17 protein-coding genes are annotated in these 17523 nt (G+C 38.6%); 9 read left to right on the forward strand and 8 right to left on the reverse strand.

Annotation, left to right across the window (positions count from 1 at the left end):
• Positions 1 to 14: 14 nt before the first annotated feature.
• The 3 genes from IEX29_RS24900 (at position 15) to IEX29_RS24910 (ending at position 2397) form a co-directional block, all read left to right on the forward strand.
• Positions 15 to 692 carry an N-acetylmannosamine-6-phosphate 2-epimerase gene (locus tag IEX29_RS24900; protein WP_188738320.1) on the forward strand — a complete coding sequence of 226 codons (678 nt, stop codon included), beginning with the start codon at positions 15 to 17 and terminating at the stop codon, positions 690 to 692.
• Between the two features lie 54 nt (positions 693 to 746).
• Positions 747 to 1481, forward strand: coding sequence for a glucosamine-6-phosphate deaminase (gene nagB, locus IEX29_RS24905; RefSeq protein WP_188738322.1), 735 nt, complete (start codon positions 747 to 749; stop codon positions 1479 to 1481).
• A 199-nt stretch (positions 1482 to 1680) separates the two neighbouring features.
• Positions 1681 to 2397 (forward strand): YqjF family protein, encoded by a 717-nt coding sequence (locus IEX29_RS24910; RefSeq protein WP_188738324.1) that lies wholly within the window; start codon positions 1681 to 1683, stop codon positions 2395 to 2397.
• 808 nt (positions 2398 to 3205) lie between these two features.
• Here the strand turns inward: IEX29_RS24910 and phnE (IEX29_RS24915) are convergent.
• The 4 genes from phnE (IEX29_RS24915) to IEX29_RS24930 form a co-directional block, all read right to left on the reverse strand.
• Positions 3206 to 4009, reverse strand: coding sequence for a phosphonate ABC transporter, permease protein PhnE (gene phnE / locus IEX29_RS24915; RefSeq protein ID WP_188738326.1), 804 nt, complete (start codon positions 4007 to 4009; stop codon positions 3206 to 3208).
• Complete coding sequence (phnE, locus tag IEX29_RS24920) at positions 4006 to 4806, reverse strand: phosphonate ABC transporter, permease protein PhnE (protein WP_188738366.1); 801 nt, start codon at positions 4804 to 4806, stop codon at positions 4006 to 4008. Before phnE (IEX29_RS24920) ends, phnE (IEX29_RS24915) begins: the two co-directional genes overlap by 4 nt.
• Positions 4799 to 5575 carry a phosphonate ABC transporter ATP-binding protein gene (gene phnC, locus IEX29_RS24925; protein WP_188738327.1) on the reverse strand — a complete coding sequence of 259 codons (777 nt, stop codon included), beginning with the start codon at positions 5573 to 5575 and terminating at the stop codon, positions 4799 to 4801. The genes phnE (IEX29_RS24920) and phnC overlap by 8 nt, the downstream gene beginning before the upstream one ends.
• A gap of 142 nt (positions 5576 to 5717) precedes the next feature.
• Entirely contained in the window at positions 5718 to 6608 is an 891-nt protein-coding gene (locus IEX29_RS24930) for a phosphate/phosphite/phosphonate ABC transporter substrate-binding protein (RefSeq protein ID WP_188738329.1), read from the reverse strand.
• 184 nt (positions 6609 to 6792) lie between these two features.
• Between IEX29_RS24930 and IEX29_RS24935 the strand changes: the two genes are divergently transcribed.
• On the forward strand, positions 6793 to 7614 hold the full coding sequence (locus IEX29_RS24935) for an HAD family hydrolase (protein WP_188738331.1): 822 nt from the start codon (positions 6793 to 6795) through the stop codon (positions 7612 to 7614).
• Positions 7615 to 7788: 174 nt separating this feature from the next.
• Here IEX29_RS24935 and IEX29_RS24940 read toward each other — a convergent pair whose 3' ends face one another.
• From IEX29_RS24940 to IEX29_RS24955, 4 genes are all read right to left on the reverse strand, one after another.
• A complete protein-coding gene (locus IEX29_RS24940; RefSeq protein WP_188738333.1) occupies positions 7789 to 8475 on the reverse strand; it encodes an AroM family protein in 687 nt (228 codons plus the stop codon).
• Positions 8472 to 9635 (reverse strand): amidohydrolase family protein, encoded by a 1164-nt coding sequence (locus IEX29_RS24945; RefSeq protein ID WP_188738334.1) that lies wholly within the window; start codon positions 9633 to 9635, stop codon positions 8472 to 8474. The genes IEX29_RS24940 and IEX29_RS24945 overlap by 4 nt, the downstream gene beginning before the upstream one ends.
• A complete protein-coding gene (locus IEX29_RS24950) occupies positions 9619 to 10728 on the reverse strand; it encodes an amidohydrolase family protein (RefSeq protein WP_188738336.1) in 1110 nt (369 codons plus the stop codon). The genes IEX29_RS24945 and IEX29_RS24950 overlap by 17 nt, the downstream gene beginning before the upstream one ends.
• 86 nt (positions 10729 to 10814) lie before the next feature.
• Positions 10815 to 12428, reverse strand: a complete 1614-nt coding sequence (locus tag IEX29_RS24955) for an ABC transporter substrate-binding protein (RefSeq protein ID WP_188738338.1) — start codon at positions 12426 to 12428, stop codon at positions 10815 to 10817.
• Positions 12429 to 12666: 238 nt separating this feature from the next.
• Between IEX29_RS24955 and IEX29_RS24960 the strand changes: the two genes are divergently transcribed.
• Genes IEX29_RS24960 through IEX29_RS24980 form a run of 5 tightly spaced genes read left to right on the forward strand, consistent with a single transcriptional unit; the run spans position 12667 to position 17522 of the window.
• Positions 12667 to 13632 (forward strand): ABC transporter permease, encoded by a 966-nt coding sequence (locus tag IEX29_RS24960; protein ID WP_188738340.1) that lies wholly within the window; start codon positions 12667 to 12669, stop codon positions 13630 to 13632.
• Between the two features lie 38 nt (positions 13633 to 13670).
• Complete coding sequence (locus tag IEX29_RS24965; RefSeq protein ID WP_373290724.1) at positions 13671 to 14525, forward strand: ABC transporter permease; 855 nt, start codon at positions 13671 to 13673, stop codon at positions 14523 to 14525.
• Positions 14526 to 14543: 18 nt separating this feature from the next.
• Positions 14544 to 15575, forward strand: coding sequence for an ABC transporter ATP-binding protein (locus tag IEX29_RS24970; RefSeq protein WP_188738344.1), 1032 nt, complete (start codon positions 14544 to 14546; stop codon positions 15573 to 15575).
• The gene (locus tag IEX29_RS24975; RefSeq protein WP_188738346.1) at positions 15550 to 16581 is read left to right on the forward strand and encodes an ABC transporter ATP-binding protein; all 1032 of its coding nucleotides are present in this window, start codon (positions 15550 to 15552) and stop codon (positions 16579 to 16581) included. The genes IEX29_RS24970 and IEX29_RS24975 overlap by 26 nt, the downstream gene beginning before the upstream one ends.
• On the forward strand, positions 16572 to 17522 hold the full coding sequence (locus IEX29_RS24980) for a DUF1177 domain-containing protein (RefSeq protein ID WP_188738349.1): 951 nt from the start codon (positions 16572 to 16574) through the stop codon (positions 17520 to 17522). Before IEX29_RS24975 ends, IEX29_RS24980 begins: the two co-directional genes overlap by 10 nt.
• Position 17523 lies beyond the last annotated feature (1 nt).

Consider the following 17523-nt stretch of genomic DNA (forward strand, 5'->3'; position numbering starts at 1 on the left):
AGGAGTTGAACGTTTTGAAATTACCAAATAATTTAATCGTATCGTGCCAAGCGCTGGAGGATGAACCACTTCATTCATCTTTTATCATGAGCAAGATGGCGCTGGCTGCTGCTCAAGGTGGAGCAAAGGGGATACGGGCTAATTCCAAAGAAGATATTATCGAGATAAAGAAAGAAGTTTCTCTTCCTGTAATTGGAATTGTAAAACGAAATTACCAGGGATCAGATGTCTATATTACTGCAACGAGTAAGGAAGCAGATGAATTAATGGAAAGCGGCTGTGAAGTAATTGCGATGGACGCAACTATTAGCGAAAGACCAAAAGAATCATTGAAGGAATTAGTTAACTATGTGAGAGAGCATGCCCCGCATGTTGAACTAATGGCGGATATATCCACTGTTGAGGAAGCAATTACAGCTGACAAACTGGGATTTGATTACATTGGAACAACATTACATGGCTATACCAAGCATACTAAAGGTAAAAAAATATATGATCAAGATTTTGCCTTTCTAAAAGAAGTATTGCAAGCAGTGAAAAAACCAGTCATCGCTGAAGGAAATATTATAACACCGGATATGCTGAAGAAATCCTTTGGATTAGGAGTGCATGCAACCGTTGTTGGCGGTGCAATTACAAGACCAAAAGACATTACAAGCCGATTTGCTAATGAAATCAAAGATTTGCTTTAAAATTGGCCGATGCTTATAACGAATGCCAAGGACTATTTGGGGGGGAATTGAAAAGTGAACCTTATCAAAGTAAAAAACTACGATGGGATGAGTGAAAAGGCAACTAAGCTTATTGTAAATCGTATCCATGCAATAGAGAATCCGGTACTCGGTTTAGCGACTGGCTCAACACCAGAAGGTCTCTATCAACGAATCATTGAAAAATATAAGCAGGAAGAAGTATCCTTTAAAAATGTAACGACTTTTAATTTAGATGAATATGTCGGACTGGAACAAAATGATACAAATAGCTATTATTATTTTATGAATGATAAGCTGTTTCGTCATGTAGATATTGCCATGAATTGTGTCCACATTCCCAGCGGGATTGCTGAAGATTTAGAAAAAGAATGTACAGCATTTGAAAGAGAATTGGGACAAGCAGGCGGAATTGATGTTCAGGTGTTGGGGATTGGTGGAAATGGGCATATTGGTTTTAACGAACCAGGAACCTCTTTTTCAAGCAGGACGCATGTTGTTGACTTGGAGAAATCCACGATCCAGGCTAATGCGCGGTTCTTCCATTCCATTGAAGAAGTTCCGATACAAGCGATCTCTATGGGAATCGAAACAATTATGAGCAGTAAAGAGATTCTTTTACTCGTTTCTGGTGAAGCAAAAGCAGATGCGATGGAGAAATTGTTACTGGGTGAAGTGTCTGAGGATTTCCCGGCATCCATTTTAAAAAAGCATGAGCATGTAACGATTATTGCAGATGCAGCGGCGTTAAGTATTGCTGAAGGTAAATAAGCTTTTAATTATAAAGGTTGAGATTGTGAAAAAATATCGAAAACGAAAAATAGTGACTTTCTACTTTTGAGTGGGAGGTCACTATTTTTATGATAACTAGCTCTAATCCTTCAGAGCTTCTTTTAAAATTCCAAAGAACGTGGAATACTAGGAAAGGAACAAGCCTAAAATAAAAATACTGATAAAGGAAAGGCTTCATATGATGAGTGAAAAAATAACTCAAAAAACAAATAACTCTTTCCCTTGGGTTCTACTCCAAAAATGGGAACACATCTTATTCCTCCACTACCCCATAGCACCAGAAACTATAAAAACATACCTTCCAAAAGAAGTAGAATTAGATACATACAATGGACAGGCATGGATTAGTATTGTTGCTTTTGCTGTCAGCAGAAATCGTCTTCATTATTTACCAGCAGTTCCTTACATACATCCAATGCTGCAAATAAATGTAAGAACCTATATAAAAAGAAAAGGAGAAATAGGTGTTTATTTCTTTACAATGGATACAAATAAACTATCTGCTGCTTTGGGAGGGAGGATAGTAAACGCTCCTTTTCTTCATGCAGATATGACGATGAAAAATTCTGCAAATACATATTATATACACAGCGCCCGTAAAGAAAAGCTGCCTGCAGCATTTCAGGCAAGCTATTCTCCAGTGGGACATGCTTTCTATCCTGAAAAACAGAGTCTGGATTATTGGCTGCTGGAGCGGTATATTTTCTGGTCGTATAAAAAAGGCAGGCTATATCGTGGAGATATTAAGCATGATCGATGGGAAATCAGAACTGCTGAAGTAAGCATAGAAAATCAATCTTTATTTTTACCGGGGAATGCTTTAGGAGAGAATCAGATAGCACATTATGCCAGTTCAAAGGTCGCGCTGAATGGAATAATTAAAAAAGTAAAATGAGAAGTTTTTTTGCAATTCTATTTAATAAAAAAATCAACTTTCGCACCTAAGAATAAACATACTAGCTTTGCTGTTCCAGGATGTACATGGTCTTTATTAATATGCTTTCTTTTAGTTAACTCATCTATTTATTTTTTGAACAGGTTATTGTGTATAGCTTCCGCTCCGGCCAACCACTCCGCTTTCCATGGGGACGGCTTCAGCTAACTTGAAAAGAAAACCGCTTTTCAAGTGGATCTTCAGCTCGCCCTGTTCCCATAGGAGTCTACGTGGTTGGCCTGCGCTCTAATAGGATTCTACAGTGCATGGAAGAAATAATATCTTGATGAAGTTAGATGAAATCATCGTTTTTTAGCAGTTCAAATTATGACAGCATGAATAATTCATATTGAGAATAGCTTTCATGCACCAAAAATAAGGATTTTTGAGCATGTTAACCATGCAACACGAAAATTTGTTCTGTCAGATCTGCTTTTTATTTGTTCAGTTATTTCAGTATAGAGTATCCTGCTAGCGGAGGCGGACCGTTTTGACTCCTGAGGGATTAGCACCACCTGAAGATCCACTTTTGCCAAGTGATCTTCTTGGCAAAAGTTAGCTGAAGAGCGTGCCCCTAGGAAAGCAAAACGGTCCGCCGTAGCGGTCGCTTTACACTTTACCTTCTATCTTTGTCAACAGATATATGGAAGGAATGATCGCTCCCTGTTCCTCTAGATGGAAGTTACTTTTTAAAGTACGAAAGTTGAGTAAAAAAGATTCCATGTTAGATTAAAACCTAACATGGAATCTTTTTTTATACTATTTGAAGCTATACCAGCCGCTTCCTGATCTGCGCACTGATAATATCAATCAGTGTAACAACAACAATGATAACCAGTAAAATCAAACCAACCTCAGACCAGTTCCGGTTTGTTGTTGCGATGGTGATCAGTGTTCCGATACCGCCGGCGCCGATAATACCTAGAATGGTAGAAGCGCGGACGTCAATCTCAAACCGGTAAATTGCATAGGATAAGAATTCCGGAATAATTTGTGGAATAATTCCATAAATAAGTACCTGGATCTTATTCGCCCCATTTGCTTCTAATGCCTCAACTACATTCATATCGATCGATTCAATAACTTCACTATAAAGCTTGCCCAGCATTCCGATGGAGCCGATTGCGATAGCAATAACCCCGGCAAATGGTCTCGGGCCTACAGCTGCCACGAACATTAGAGCTAAAACAAGCTCCGGAAAAGCACGGATAGCATTCAATGCCCATTTAGAGGCGGTATTTAAGAATTTATTTTTCACCATATTACGTGCAGCAAAGAAACCAAAAGGAATAGCTAAAATAGCTGCCATTAAAGTGCCAGTGTAAGCCATCAGTAATGTTTCCCACATAAGCCCCATTACCTTTCCGAAGGCTGACCAGTCGGGGGAGAACAACTGAGGTATTACACGAGTTAAGCTTTCAATTGTATGCTGACTGAAAACACGGCTCCAGCGAATTTCAATGCTTGTAAACGTCCAGATGTAGATGGCAAGAAGAATAATTCCAATAATATAAGGTCTCATCTTTTGCCAAGGTGTTTTCTTCGGTTTAGGAGGTAGCGTAAATTCTGTCATATTAGTCGCTCCCTTATTTTGTTACTGATGTAATCAATAATCACAACGGATATAAAAATAATAATTATTATTGTCATTACGTTTGGATAGTTGGCCCAGCTTACCTGCTGGTTTAAAAGAAGCCCGATACCGCCAGCTCCTACAAAACCGAGGACAAGAGACGCGCGGACGTTTACTTCAAATACATACAGTCCAAACGAAACAAATTGAGGGAGTACTTGTGGCATGACTGCATACGTAATAACCTGCATCGTATTACCGCCGGAAGCACGTATTGCCTCAATCGGGTTCATATCAATGGATTCAATGGTTTCGTACAATAATTTAGCAAGTAAACCTAAAGAGAAAATGATTAATGCCATAATCCCCGGAAAAACCCCAACGCCAAAGATACCTACAAAAATCAGTGCAAGTAATATATCTGGTATAGTACGTAACACGTTCATAATAAAACGCACCGGCAGATGGATAAATGGATTTGGAAAAAGGTTAGCAGCCGATAATAAGCTGATCGGAATACTGATCAGTGCAGCGACTGTGGTTGCGATAATTGCCATATGTAAGGTTTCGATCAATTGCGGCATCACAGTTGATGCGTAGCTCCAATGCGGTGGAAAAAGGCTCTGGGCAATATTGATAAAACCATTTTTTCCATCCCATAAATCAAGAAGGGAAGATTCTGTTTTTATCGAAGTAAACAGATAAAAACCAACAATGATAATGAAAATAGCAGATATCCGTAATTTTGTTTTATTGGATGATATGCCCTGCAATGTTGGTTGATTTGTTTTACTCATCATCAGAACCTCCTACCCGGTCCTCATCACGAATTTTTCTTCCATAAATCTCTTCGAATGTTGCTTCATTTACATCACTGACAGGTCCGTCATAAACGACTTCACCTGCTCTCATTCCAATAATACGATCTGCATATTCCATTGCCATATCAATAAAATGCAGGTTGACGATGGTAGTAATGTTGTCTTCTTTATTTACTTTCTTTAGATAGGTCATTACCTGATGGGACGTTGGCGGGTCAAGGGATGCAACCGGCTCATCCGCCAGAATAATATTGGGCTGTTGTGTAAGCACGCGGGCAATGGCAACCCTCTGTTGTTGACCGCCGCTTAATTGATCAGAACGCTGATATAATTTATCAGCTATATTCACACGCTGTAAACTGCGATATGCGAGAGCCTGGTCTTCTTTCGGATACAGGTTAAACATGCTCCTCAGCGTTCCTGTATGACCTAAGCGGCCGGAAATAACATTTTTCATCACCGAGGAGCGTTTCACGAGATTATAATTCTGAAAGATCATACCGACCTTTGTCCGCAGTTTACGAAGGTTCCGTGAGCCGTAATTTAAAATATTCTCATTATCAATCAGCAGTTCTCCGCCAGTCGGCTTAACCAGCCGATTTATACTGCGGATTAATGTTGATTTTCCGGCACCGGATAATCCGACAACAACCACGAATTCACCGGGATTGATTTGGATATTGATATTTTTCAAACCTTGCGTTCCATTTGAATATACAAGGGAAACATCTTTAAATTCTATCATAATGGAAATCTCCTTTTTGTTTAAGGATTAGCATGAATCTACGGAGATAAAGTGTGTCCTATAGATTCTAAGAGGAAGTTTTTTAATTCCCCTTAGAATCATGAAAGGAATACCTTAATCCTCTTTTTGATTACAGTATTGTTTACTCATCAAACTGATCCTGGAATTTACTATAAACATCGCGGACGATATCATATTCTTCGTCTGTCGCTTCATCAAGACCAGTCCAGTTGTACACTTCATCCATTACGTTAATCATTTCTTCATCATCATTGAAGCCCAGGAAAATTTCTTTGATCTGTTCTACTTCTTCTTCATTTAACAGATTAGTATTTGCGCTGATTGTATCATTGGGAATCGGTTCGGTGTAGTCTAATGGCACGAGCTCTTCCATTGCTTCCGGATAATCCTCGACGATGTTTGTACGTGCATCTTCAAAGGTTGTAGCAAAGTCTGCGTCACCCTCCAGGACAGTAACCAGGGCTGCATCATGTGAACCGGTCTGGATTTGATTGCTGAAGTATGTCTCCAAATCTTCTACACCGTAGTCATCCATAAGCTGTGCTGCCGGGAATAAATATGCGGACGTAGATCCCTGGTCAGCAAATGCCCAGATTTTCCCTTCCAAATCATCTAAACTGTCAATATCTGAGTCAGCACGGACAGTGTATTGAGCACGATAAGAAGATTCTCCGTCACGGATAGATTTTGCAAAAACCTCTACTTGATCATAGCGGTCAGTTGCCTGGACATAACCAAAAGCGGGAATAAAACCAATATGAACCTGATCATTACCTAAAGCTTCCACCAGTCCGCTGAAATTAGTCATTACACGTCCTTCTACATCACGGCCAAGCTCTTCCTCCAGACGTTCTACCATCGGCTCGATATTGTCTGCAATCTTGTCAGAATCGGTAGAAGGAACAAACCCTAAAATAAGTGTGTCATCCCCATCTCCTGAATCAGAGCCGCATGCGGTCAGCGTAAATGCCAGTATTAATGTGAAAAATAAGAATATTCCTTTTTTGAACAATCTATTTCCCTCCCGGTGAATTTATTTCGTTTCATATTTATTATAAGTGATTGTGACAGAAGAAATCTATAGAATTTTCAGGGATTTTATCAAAATGCGGAATTATTTGTAATTTAGAAGATTATTTTTACGCTGCGGGATATGTAACATATGCTATGATAAAAGGGATTGGAGGACGTAAATAATGTTGAAAGATTATAAGCTGGTTATCTTCGATTTAGATGGAACATTGTACGAAGGAACGGAGCATTTTGACTACTATGCAAGGCTCCTGCAAGAAAAAGTAGCTCCTGCATATCGAGAGGATTATTTAAAGGAATATGAAGCGATGAAGGCAGGAAACCATCTTGTTTCAATTGGGAAGGTATATGATGTTGAACGGGATTTGGTTTTAAATATAGATTCTTTAACCTTTGAGGTTATCACAGCATATCACTGGGACGGTGAAGAATTATCTGAGACTGAGACGCAGGAATACTATTCCGGACCGCAGCAATTTGATTTCAACCATTTAGTTGCTATTGGAGATGGCTGGTGGCTGCCTTTTGCCAGTGCAAAGCATTATGGGGTGGAAGAAAACTACAGCAGTTATCTGGCAACAAAGGAATTCATGGTGTCAGATGATTTTACAATAGAGAAGCTGGAAGGGTTGCGCGCTTATTTATTGCAATTAAAAGAAAAAACACAGATTGTATTGATGACGAACAGCGACCGGGAGGATGTAACACGTTTATTGAATGAACTTGATTTAACGAATATCTTTGACCATATGATTACATCAGCGAAAAAGCCTGCCAACACAAAGAAATGGATGGAGCACTTGATTGAACAGTATGAAATTGAACCGGCCGAGGCGGTATCGGTCGGAGATAACTTTATCAATGAAATCGCTCCGGCATTGTCACTGGGCATGGATGCTGTTTATATTCAGCCACATGGTCATAATGAAGAGCTGAGCGGGTTAAAGGTAATAGATTCTTTAACGGATTTTAGTAATCAAAGGTAGTTAGCTGAATTTTGAAGAGAAAGCTGCAAAGTGTAATATAAGGGAGAACTAATGGAGTAGTGGGATGAGCCCATAAACTAAATTTATTTCAGTCAGGAGCAGTAAAATTAAATTTATGAAATCCTGTATTGAATAAGTGGGAGAAGACCGAACATCTCCCACTAAAAAATTAGTTTATTCACTTTGAAATGAAGATAATTCAGCCATTGTTTGATAGATAACGTTTCTTGCCAAAAAAACCATCTTACTGGTATTTTCTTGAACAATAGATTTCATTTCTTCTGTATAACCCATGCAATCAAGTACAATAGCCTTTATTGGCAGTTTTTCCAATTCATCTGCTGCTTTGATTAACTCTGATTTATTAAAATTGTATGGAGAACAAGCTTTTGGAATAGCTGATAAACCTATTGTTTCCCATTTTTTGATGATGGAGTTCTTTTGTTCGGGAAGGGGAATAACAACTCCGATTGTGCCCTCCTGGATGACTCCTTTCACTACGTGATTTAACAGATAATCAGGATAAATTAAAGGAACATTACTGGTGAACCTAGGGAATTGACCAGTACAAGCCAATAATATCATTGTTGTACCTGACAGATTTAATTCAGAAATTAAACCTTGTATAAAAGGAAGTATTTTTTCTTTGGCGATAACTGCTTTATCTCCACTTGATAAACGCGAAACTAAAACAGTCTGCTTTTCCGTTGGAGATAAACTTAATATTTCCTGCTCGGTTTTATTATCAAGTACGCCTCTTTCCACGATAGCTGTATTATCGGGGAAAATATTTTGCATAGCTGGGATCATATCCACCCTTGGTGTTTGTCCGATAGTAATAACGCCTATGGTTGGATTCATGATTTTTCCGTCTCCTTAGAGTAATAGTTCTCCCCGTTGATATATGTTTCCAAAACATTGGCATTGGTGTGGAACGGATGGTGAGACCATATAGCAAAATCTGCATCTTTTTGTTCCTCCAGTGAGCCGACACGGTGCGCGATTCCAGTTAATTTCGCTGCTTCGATAGTGATGCTTCTTAACGCAGCCGTCTCATCTAAACCATATTTTACTGCTTCAGCAGCACATATAATTAAGTAATTAATCGGAATGAACGGATGATCTGTCATAATTGCAAAGGGTATTCCTGCTTCATGAAATAATTTGGGAGCTGCTGGAGTAAGATTCCTGGTTTCATATTTAGTTGCAGGCAGCATAAATGGGCCTAGCGTAACTTTTGCACCGCTTTTCTTAATAGCTTCCAGCATGAAATGTCCTTCGGTACAATGCTCCAGCGATAATAGAATATTAAATTCCTGAGCTATTCGAATAGCTGTAGCAATATCATCGGCCCGGTGAGCGTGTAGATGCAATGGCATTTGATGATCGAGTACTTCTATAAACGGCGATAGCTCCGAATAATTATTCAATGCTTCTTTTTTTTCTTCATTTGTCAGTTGGCTTACTTTTTCAAATCCCTCACGGATGATATTGGCAATCGACATTCTGGTATACGGCTTTTTATGATAATTCTGACCAAATGTATTTTTGGGATTTTCTCCAAGAGCTCCTTTAAGCCCGCTTTTCCTTGTAACTAGCATTTCCTCCAGGTAATCTCCGCCTGTTTTTAAAATGGTCCATACACCGCCAATTGGGTTAGCGCTGCCAGCACCAGTTTGAACAGTAGTTACGCCTCCTTTTCTTGCCAGATCAAATGAAAAATGATTGATATCAATGCCATCTATTGCAGACATCATAGGAGTATAAGGCTCTGAATATTCATTGGCATCATTGATTCGCTCATTAATTTCTCCCCAAATCCCAACATGCGTATGAATATCAATTAATCCAGGAGTAATGGGGAGGCCAGCCAGGTCTCGTACCTTTGCTTCTTTAGGGATATCTGTATTCACTCCAACTTTAATAATCTTGTCATTATTAACCCATAAATCTCCATGCTCTAATATGGTATTCTTTTCATCCATTGTATAAATTGTTGCGTTTTTAAATATATGAAGCATTTTTTTCTCCCTCCCGATAAACTTCTTTTCCTTTTATAAACGTGCGGACTGCTCTTGAAGTTAGACTGAGTGGATGCCCATTCCATAAAACCAAGTCAGCAAATAAGCCTTCTTGAATATCGCCCGTTTTGTGCTCGATATTTAATAGTTTGGCAGCATCTTTTGTTAAAGCATTTAATACCTGCTGTTCCGGGACACCATTTTTTACAGCAAGAGAGCCCTCTAATTGCAGATGGGTTACAGAATTAGTTGGATGGTCTGTAGAAAATGTATAATTTATTGCTTGTTTATAGAAGAAATAGTAGTCGGCTGGATCCAAATTTTTTAGTTCCGCTCTTTCTATTGGCTGAAAATAAGGACCTGCAACAATTGCTTTAGGATAGTTTAATATTGGATTTTTTAATTTTCTATGTTCTGTAGCATGAACTAATACAAAATCTATGCCAAATTCGTCTGCAATTCTATAGGCTGTGGCAATATCATCAGCGCGATGACAGCGAATAAAAAAGAGTTCCTCTTTAAGGTTCTTTTCTTTTTGTAGATTAGTTAAAGATTTCCGGATTTTGTGGGCAATCCCCATACGGGTTAAGGGAGTACCGGTCCGTTCCCAAAAAATACTCTTGGGAACGTCTCCCATGGAATAGGAATACCCCAGCTTTTTATGAAGAACCATATCTTCAACGGTAGGACCATGAGTATGAATGACTGCAGTGCGCGCTCCAACAATACTTTTTGCCGATGAAACGATATGAGCAGCTGTAACACCAGAAGAAACAGCATCATTAAAGGCTTTATCGAATGGATATATACCATCCAATACATGCAGCTTTTCGCTTTTTGTTTCGTCTGGTTCCAGGCTGTCATTACCTTCCCAGCGGATTCCTTTTTCTATCAACCCGATTTGCGAACAAGTATCAATAAAACCGGGAGTCAGAAATAAATCGGAGCCATTAATAACAGAAGTATGATTAGGAATATGGTTTCCAGGTAAAATAGCATCGATTTTTTCATCTTTTATGATGATTGTCTTTTTGGAAAAACTGCCTGATTCAGAAGAATAAGTATTAATATTTCTAATAGCTGTTTCGGTCATTTTTACACCCGCTTTCAAAGTTTCATATAAGAAAGAAAAGCAGAGGAATAAACTCTACTTTTCTTTTGTAATTTTATTCTTGAATACTATTCCTCGAGCCAAACATTTGCGCCGTTCGGACTTACTACGTTAATGGACATGTCAGCAGATATTTCAAAGCCTTTTACCTTAGGGCTGATGGCTGCAGTTGAGTCTTGATTGTCAATCTCAATTCGGGAATAATCTCCCATGATAATTTTTATTGCTTCTTGGTAAAGCGCTGCTCTTTCTTCTTGATCTACACTTTCTGTAAGAGCCTGATCTAATAACTTGTCTACTTCTTCATTAGAGTAACCTCTTCCATTACCTAATGAGCCGATTTGATCAGAATGGAACAACTGATTCAAAAAGAAGTACGGGTCTGGATACCAGGACCAGCCGCCAATAGACATAGGAGCATTATTCTTGGAAACTGTATCACTAAGCGTTCCCCATTCAACTACTTTGATTTCTACATCTATATTTAAATTTTCTTTCATTTGATTCTGGAAAATAGTAGCAGTTGGAACACGGGCTTCGCCAACATAGATTTCTGTACTAAATCCATCTGCATATTCGGTTTCAGATAAAATTTCTTTTGCTTCTTCAGGACTATATTCTGGTTTGTATTGCTCTAGATCCTCTGTGTATCCCCATGATTCTTGAGGGATAGGTGCGTAGGAAACGGAAGCACCTCCATATTGATTTGCTCCGGAAACAAGTTCTTCTACATTTGTAGCCTTGTAGATTGCTTCTCGGACTTTTGGATCAGCAGTTGGTCCTTTCTGGTTATTCAGATCAAGATAAGTAATTGACAAACCTGGTTCCGAAAGTAATTCGAGTTCTGGATCCTGCTCAATAACTTCTCTGCTTTGTCCTTTAATATCTGTAGCAATATCAATATCACCAGATCGAAGTGCATTGGTCATCATGTTAGGGTCTGAAATGATGGTATAAACGACACTATCAATGTGAGGTTTTTCTCCCCAATAATTATCGTGTCTTTCCAGATCAACTTTCTGGTCTGTTTGCCAATCTTTCAATTGAAATGGTCCAGTGCCCACTAAATGAGAACCAAATTGTTCTCCCCAGCCTTCCACTTCTTCTTCTGGAACGATAATATTTCCTTTGTCTGTCAGCATAGCGAGTAATGCTGCATTTGGTTCTGTCAGGTGAATGGTTATTTCAAATTCGTCATTTACTTCTACACTTTCTACACCAGTCAGCCTGTTCATAACAGATTCATTAGCTGATCGTTCGAGACTGTATTTCACATCATCAGCTGTCATCTGTCTGCCATCTTGATATTCCCCAGGTTGAAAGTAGACATCATCTCTTAACTTGAAGGTATATGATTTCAAATCTTCTGAGGTTTCCCATTCTGTAGCGATAGACGGTTCAAAATCACTAAAATCTTTATTATAAACGATAAGCGTATCTCCAATTGATCTCATAATTTGAGATTCATAAACGCCTGTATAGCGTACAGGGTCTAGTGTATTAGGATTGGAAGAAAGACCAATGTTCAAGGTTCCTCCGTCTACCGGTTCTCCTGACTCATCCTCTGCACTGCCATTTCCTGAAGATTCTGCATCTCCATCAGAGGAGCAAGCTCCTAAAGTAAAAAGGATACATATAAACCCAAAGACTAAAAGTAACGACTTTAAATTGAGTGATTTCATTTTTTCTCTCCTTTTTGGTTTATTTGATTCATAATGTGAATCAGTAATTCGAATAAAGAATTAATAATAAATCTAGCACAACTAGTAATGTAATGTAAATAGTTTTTTGTAAATTCTAATTAAATAAATTAATTTGACAAATTTATATTTACAAATATATTTTCAAGTGCTAAACTGTTTTTTAATTCATATATCAAACCATTGATTCACATAATGAATAAAATTGGAGGGATAAAAATTGGGAAAGTACATTTTCAGCAGACTGATAAATATGATTCCAACATTATTTGTTGTAGCTATTATCGTATTTTTAATTACGAGAATGATTCCTGGAGACCCCGCTTCCGTTATGCTTGGACCGCAGGCAAGCAGAGAAGATGTGGAGGCGCTAACTGAAGCTTTAGGATTAAATGAACCAATCCATATTCAATTTCTGCAGTATATCGGGAATTTATTGAAAGGACATTTTGGGGTTTCATTATCTTATAACCAGCCAATTACAGATTTAATTATCAATCGGTTCCCCAATACAGTTATTTTAGCGGTAAGTGCATTAATCATTGCTTTTATGATAGGCGTTCCCGCTGGGATAATTTCTGCTTCAAAGCAAAATTCTCTTATCGATTATTCCATTACTACTATCTCTTTAATCGGGGTATCCATGCCAATTTTTTGGCTGGGGGTCATGCTTGTTCTATATTTTAGTGTCAATTTAGGCTGGTTTCCTGCAACCGGGATGGGGTCCATGGCAGACGGTTTTATCAGCTATCTAAAGCATTTAATCCTGCCAAGTATTACGCTTGCCACCATACCGACGGCAACATTTGCACGGATAACACGCTCAAGCATGCTGGAGGTAATTACACAGGATTATATTAAAACGGCACGTTCGAAAGGAATCAGTGAATTTATTGTCATTTTTAAGCATGCCTTTAAGAATGCATTTAACCCACTGTTAACAGTATTAGGTCTGCAAATTTCCTCGTTACTTGGGGGAGCTGTATTGACTGAAACGATATTCAGCTGGCCGGGGATGGGGCTTCTAATCATTGATGCCATCGAAAAAAGAGATTTTGTAGTAGTGCAGAGCACCGTACTATTTATTGCTTTAATTTTTGTAATTGTCAATTTAGTTGTAGATATTTTATATAAAGTTGTCAATCCGAAAATTAGCTACTCTACAAATAAAGGAGGTACAAAATAATGACCTCAATACAAGCTGAAGAAGAGATTGTTAAAACAATGGAAGACAAAAGGAAAAAAGAACAATCTTTATTTAGAAAACTAATTAAGAATAGACTTGCTGCGTTTGGTTTAATCGTTATTTTTCTATTAATCATTACTGCTATTTTTGCACCCTTAATAGCCACACATGATCCAAATACAATGGATGTAACGAAAGCACTGCTTGGTGTGGGTGAGCAGGGTTATTTATTAGGAACGGATAACTTTGGGAGAGATATATTCAGCAGAATTGTTTATGGTTCCAGAATTTCTTTGATTGTTGGAATTGCTGCCGTTTTATTTGGGGCGGTAATCGGATCTTTATTGGGAGTAGCAGCCGGATACTTTGGCGGGAAATTAGACTCTGTTATTATGCGGTTTATGGATGGATTATTTGCCTTTCCATTTATCCTGCTGGCAATTACATTAATGACAGTTTTGGGACAAGGCCTCATCAATGTCATTATAGCGATAGGAATTGCGAATGTTCCAGGGTTTGCAAGGGTTGTACGTGGCCAAGTGCTAGGGGTGAAAGAATCAGAATTTATAGAAGTTACCCGGTCATTAGGAGCTAAACATAGAAGAATTATTTTTCAGCATGTATTACCAAATAGTCTCGCTCCAATTATTGTTTATGCCACCATGAGCGTTGCCGGTGCCATTATTTCTGAAGCTGCTTTAAGCTTTCTGGGATTAGGAGTACAGCCGCCGACTGCTTCGTGGGGAAGCATATTGAAGGATGGAAAAGATTTTCTTGTATTAAATCCAAACATGGCCACCTTTTCAGGCCTGTCAATTTTAATAACCGTTCTTAGTATTAATTTATTTGGCGATGGTTTACGTGATGCTCTGGATCCTAAAATGAAAGTATAACTAAGGGAGGTTACTTGAATGTCAGATATGCTGCTAAAAGTGGAAAATTTAGAGGTTCAGTTTCGTTCAGGCTCAACTTTAACAAAGGCAGTGAACGGAGTCAGTTTTTCATTAAACAGAAAAGAAAATATTGGAATAGTCGGTGAATCCGGATCTGGGAAAAGTGTAACAGCTACTTCATTGCTGCGGCTCATTCCGGACCCTCCAGGAAAAATAACAGGCGGTAAAATAATTTTTGAAGATAAGGATCTGCTGAAGCTGTCTGATAAGGCAATGAGAAAGATACGCGGAAATGAGATTTCAATGATTTTTCAGGATCCTTCTACAAGCTTAAACCCGGTTTATACAGTTGGAAATCAAATAGTAGAATCGATAGAAACACATCAGCATCTTAATAGAAAAGAAGCAAAAGAAAAAGCTGTCCATATGCTTGAATTAGTTGGCATACCAGAAGCAAGAAAAAGATTCAGCATGTACCCGCATGAATTTTCAGGAGGAATGCGGCAGAGAGTAATGATCGCAATTGCTTTAGCTTGTAATCCTAAACTATTAATTGCCGATGAACCTACAACCGCATTAGATGTAACGGTGCAGGCACAAATTTTAAATTTAATGAAGGATTTACAGCATTCTATCGATACTTCTATTATCATGATTACTCATGATTTGGGGGTAATCTGGGAAAGCTGCGATAAAGTGCTTGTGATGTATGCAGGGAATGTAGTTGAATCAGGAACAGTGCAAGAAATACATGATAATCCATTGCATCCTTATACATGGGGATTATTAGATTCACAGATTACGGAAAGTGTATCCAGCGAGGAAGAATTAAGCACTATACCAGGAAGCCCTCCAGATTTAAGCTTAGACATTTCGGGATGTCCTTTTGCGGCAAGGTGTCCTTTTGCAGAGGAGATATGCTTGGAAAAGACACCTGAAATGATAGAAGCAGCGGAAGGACATTTTACAGCCTGTCATTTTCAGACGAAGGAGCATCGATTAGATAGAAAGGAGGCGAAGGTAGATGACAGAAGCAATATTAAAAGTTAGAAATTTAACAAAACACTTTCATCTTGATAGTCCGATACCATTTAAAAAGTCAGATCAAAGTGTAAAAGCTGTAGATGGAGTCAGCTTTGATGTATTTCAGGGAGAGACACTCGGTGTGGTTGGTGAATCCGGATGTGGAAAATCAACGATGGCCCGGTTAGTCAACCAGCTGATTACACCGACAAAAGGTACTGTAGAGCTGAATGGAGAAAACTTAGTGGATATGAATAAAGAGCGATTAAGGGTTTTCAGAAAAACAATTCAGATGGTGTTTCAGGATCCATTCGCTTCATTAGACCCAAGAAAAACAGTCGGAGAGTTAATTGCGGAGCCGCTGGTTATTCATAAAATTGGGAATAAAGCTTCCCGGAGAGAACGTGTGAAAGAATTATTAGAGGTTGTCGGGCTGAGAGGCTCTCATTCAGGGAGATACCCACATGAGTTTTCAGGAGGACAAAGACAAAGGATAAATATTGCCCGGGCGCTTGCACTGAACCCGGATGTCATTATTTGTGATGAGCCCGTTTCAGCGTTAGACGTATCCGTTCAGGCACAAGTTATTAATCTTTTAAAGAAATTACAAAAAGATTTTAACCTGACTTATATTTTTATTTCACATGATCTTAATGTAGTTCGCTATATGTGTGATCGGATAGCAGTCATGTATTTAGGAAAAATTGTTGAGATGGGAACTTATAAAGAAATTTATGAGGATTCCAAGCACCCTTATACGAGGGCACTTTTATCCTCCATTCCGAAAGAGAGTCCGAATGAAGTGAAAGAAAGAATTATTTTGAGCGGTTCTGTTCCAAGTCCGATTAATCCGCCATCTGGTTGTCATTTTCATGAAAGATGTCCATTCGCAATGGAAATTTGTAAAATAAAACCTCCAGAATTAATGGATGTCGGCAATGGTCACCAATCATCCTGTCATTTATTAGAGCTGGAAAATAATCCAATGAAAGCTATACCAACAAAGAAAAAGGAGGAATTGAAATGTCATTAAAATATGTTATAGAAGTTTATGAATTAATGGATAATCTAAATGTTACAGGGGAAGATGTGAAAAACTTTTTATGGGGAGTAAACAGCGATAGCCAGGTAGAAGTAAAAACAGTAGAAGGGGATGAAGGCTCTACTGATTTTGTTAAAATAACCATCCCTGGAGAAAATGGTAAATCAAAAGGAGGTAATGCACCGACTTTAGGAATTATTGGCAGGCTCGGGGGGATTGGGGCACGTCCCGAACTAAAAGGGTTTGTTTCTGACGGAGATGGTGCGCTATCTTGTATTTCAGCGGCTGCTAAATTGCTGGATATGCAAAATAAGGGTGATATTTTAAATGGAGATATTATCTTAACTACACATATTTGTCCAACAGCACCGACATTGCCGCACGACCCAGTTCCATTTATGAATTCACCAGTAGATATTTTAACGATGAACAAGCATGAAGTTGCAGAAGAAATGGATGGAATTCTATCAATTGATACTACCAAAGGTAACATGATTACAAATCATCGCGGATTCGCCCTGACACCAACTATAAAGGAAGGCTATATTTTAAAAGTAAGTGATGATTTGTTACATATTTATACCCAATCTGCCGGAATTCTTCCAGTAACCATGCCAATTACTACGCAAGACATCACTCCATATGGTAATGGCGTCTATCATGTGAATAGTATCCTTCAGCCGGCAGTTGCTACATCCAGTCCGGTTGTTGGAGTTGCGATCACAACGGAAACAGCAGTTGCTGGATGTGGTACTGGAGCTACACACTTAATCGATGTAGAACAGGCAGTCAGATTTGTTATAGAAGTTGCAAAGCTTTTTGGTGAAAATAAATGCTCTTTTTATGATAAGAAGGAGTTTGCCCATTTAGAAAGCTTATATGGAAAAATGACGCAGCTGCAAACACCTGGAAAAAAGGAGGCAATAAAATAGT

The organism is Oceanobacillus neutriphilus (genome assembly GCF_014645515.1).
In the GTDB taxonomy this organism is placed as follows: domain Bacteria; phylum Bacillota; class Bacilli; order Bacillales; family Amphibacillaceae; genus Oceanobacillus; species Oceanobacillus neutriphilus.

What these genes read in the sequence shown, in the direction of transcription:
- IEX29_RS24935 (WP_188738331.1), top strand. Translation starts at nt 6,793, where the DNA reads ATGTTGAAAGATTATAAGCTGGTTATCTTCGATTTAGATGGAACATTG.
- IEX29_RS24980 (WP_188738349.1), top strand. Translation starts at nt 16,572, where the DNA reads ATGTCATTAAAATATGTTATAGAAGTTTATGAATTAATGGATAATCTA.
- IEX29_RS24965 (WP_373290724.1), top strand. Translation starts at nt 13,671, where the DNA reads ATGGAAGACAAAAGGAAAAAAGAACAATCTTTATTTAGAAAACTAATT.
- phnE (WP_188738326.1), bottom strand. Translation starts at nt 4,009, where the DNA reads ATGACAGAATTTACGCTACCTCCTAAACCGAAGAAAACACCTTGGCAA.
- phnC (WP_188738327.1), bottom strand. Translation starts at nt 5,575, where the DNA reads ATGATAGAATTTAAAGATGTTTCCCTTGTATATTCAAATGGAACGCAA.
- IEX29_RS24910 (WP_188738324.1), top strand. Translation starts at nt 1,681, where the DNA reads ATGATGAGTGAAAAAATAACTCAAAAAACAAATAACTCTTTCCCTTGG.
- IEX29_RS24955 (WP_188738338.1), bottom strand. Translation starts at nt 12,428, where the DNA reads ATGAAATCACTCAATTTAAAGTCGTTACTTTTAGTCTTTGGGTTTATA.
- IEX29_RS24970 (WP_188738344.1), top strand. Translation starts at nt 14,544, where the DNA reads ATGTCAGATATGCTGCTAAAAGTGGAAAATTTAGAGGTTCAGTTTCGT.
- IEX29_RS24940 (WP_188738333.1), bottom strand. Translation starts at nt 8,475, where the DNA reads ATGAATCCAACCATAGGCGTTATTACTATCGGACAAACACCAAGGGTG.
- phnE (WP_188738366.1), bottom strand. Translation starts at nt 4,806, where the DNA reads ATGAGTAAAACAAATCAACCAACATTGCAGGGCATATCATCCAATAAA.
- IEX29_RS24950 (WP_188738336.1), bottom strand. Translation starts at nt 10,728, where the DNA reads ATGACCGAAACAGCTATTAGAAATATTAATACTTATTCTTCTGAATCA.
- IEX29_RS24975 (WP_188738346.1), top strand. Translation starts at nt 15,550, where the DNA reads ATGACAGAAGCAATATTAAAAGTTAGAAATTTAACAAAACACTTTCAT.
- IEX29_RS24945 (WP_188738334.1), bottom strand. Translation starts at nt 9,635, where the DNA reads ATGCTTCATATATTTAAAAACGCAACAATTTATACAATGGATGAAAAG.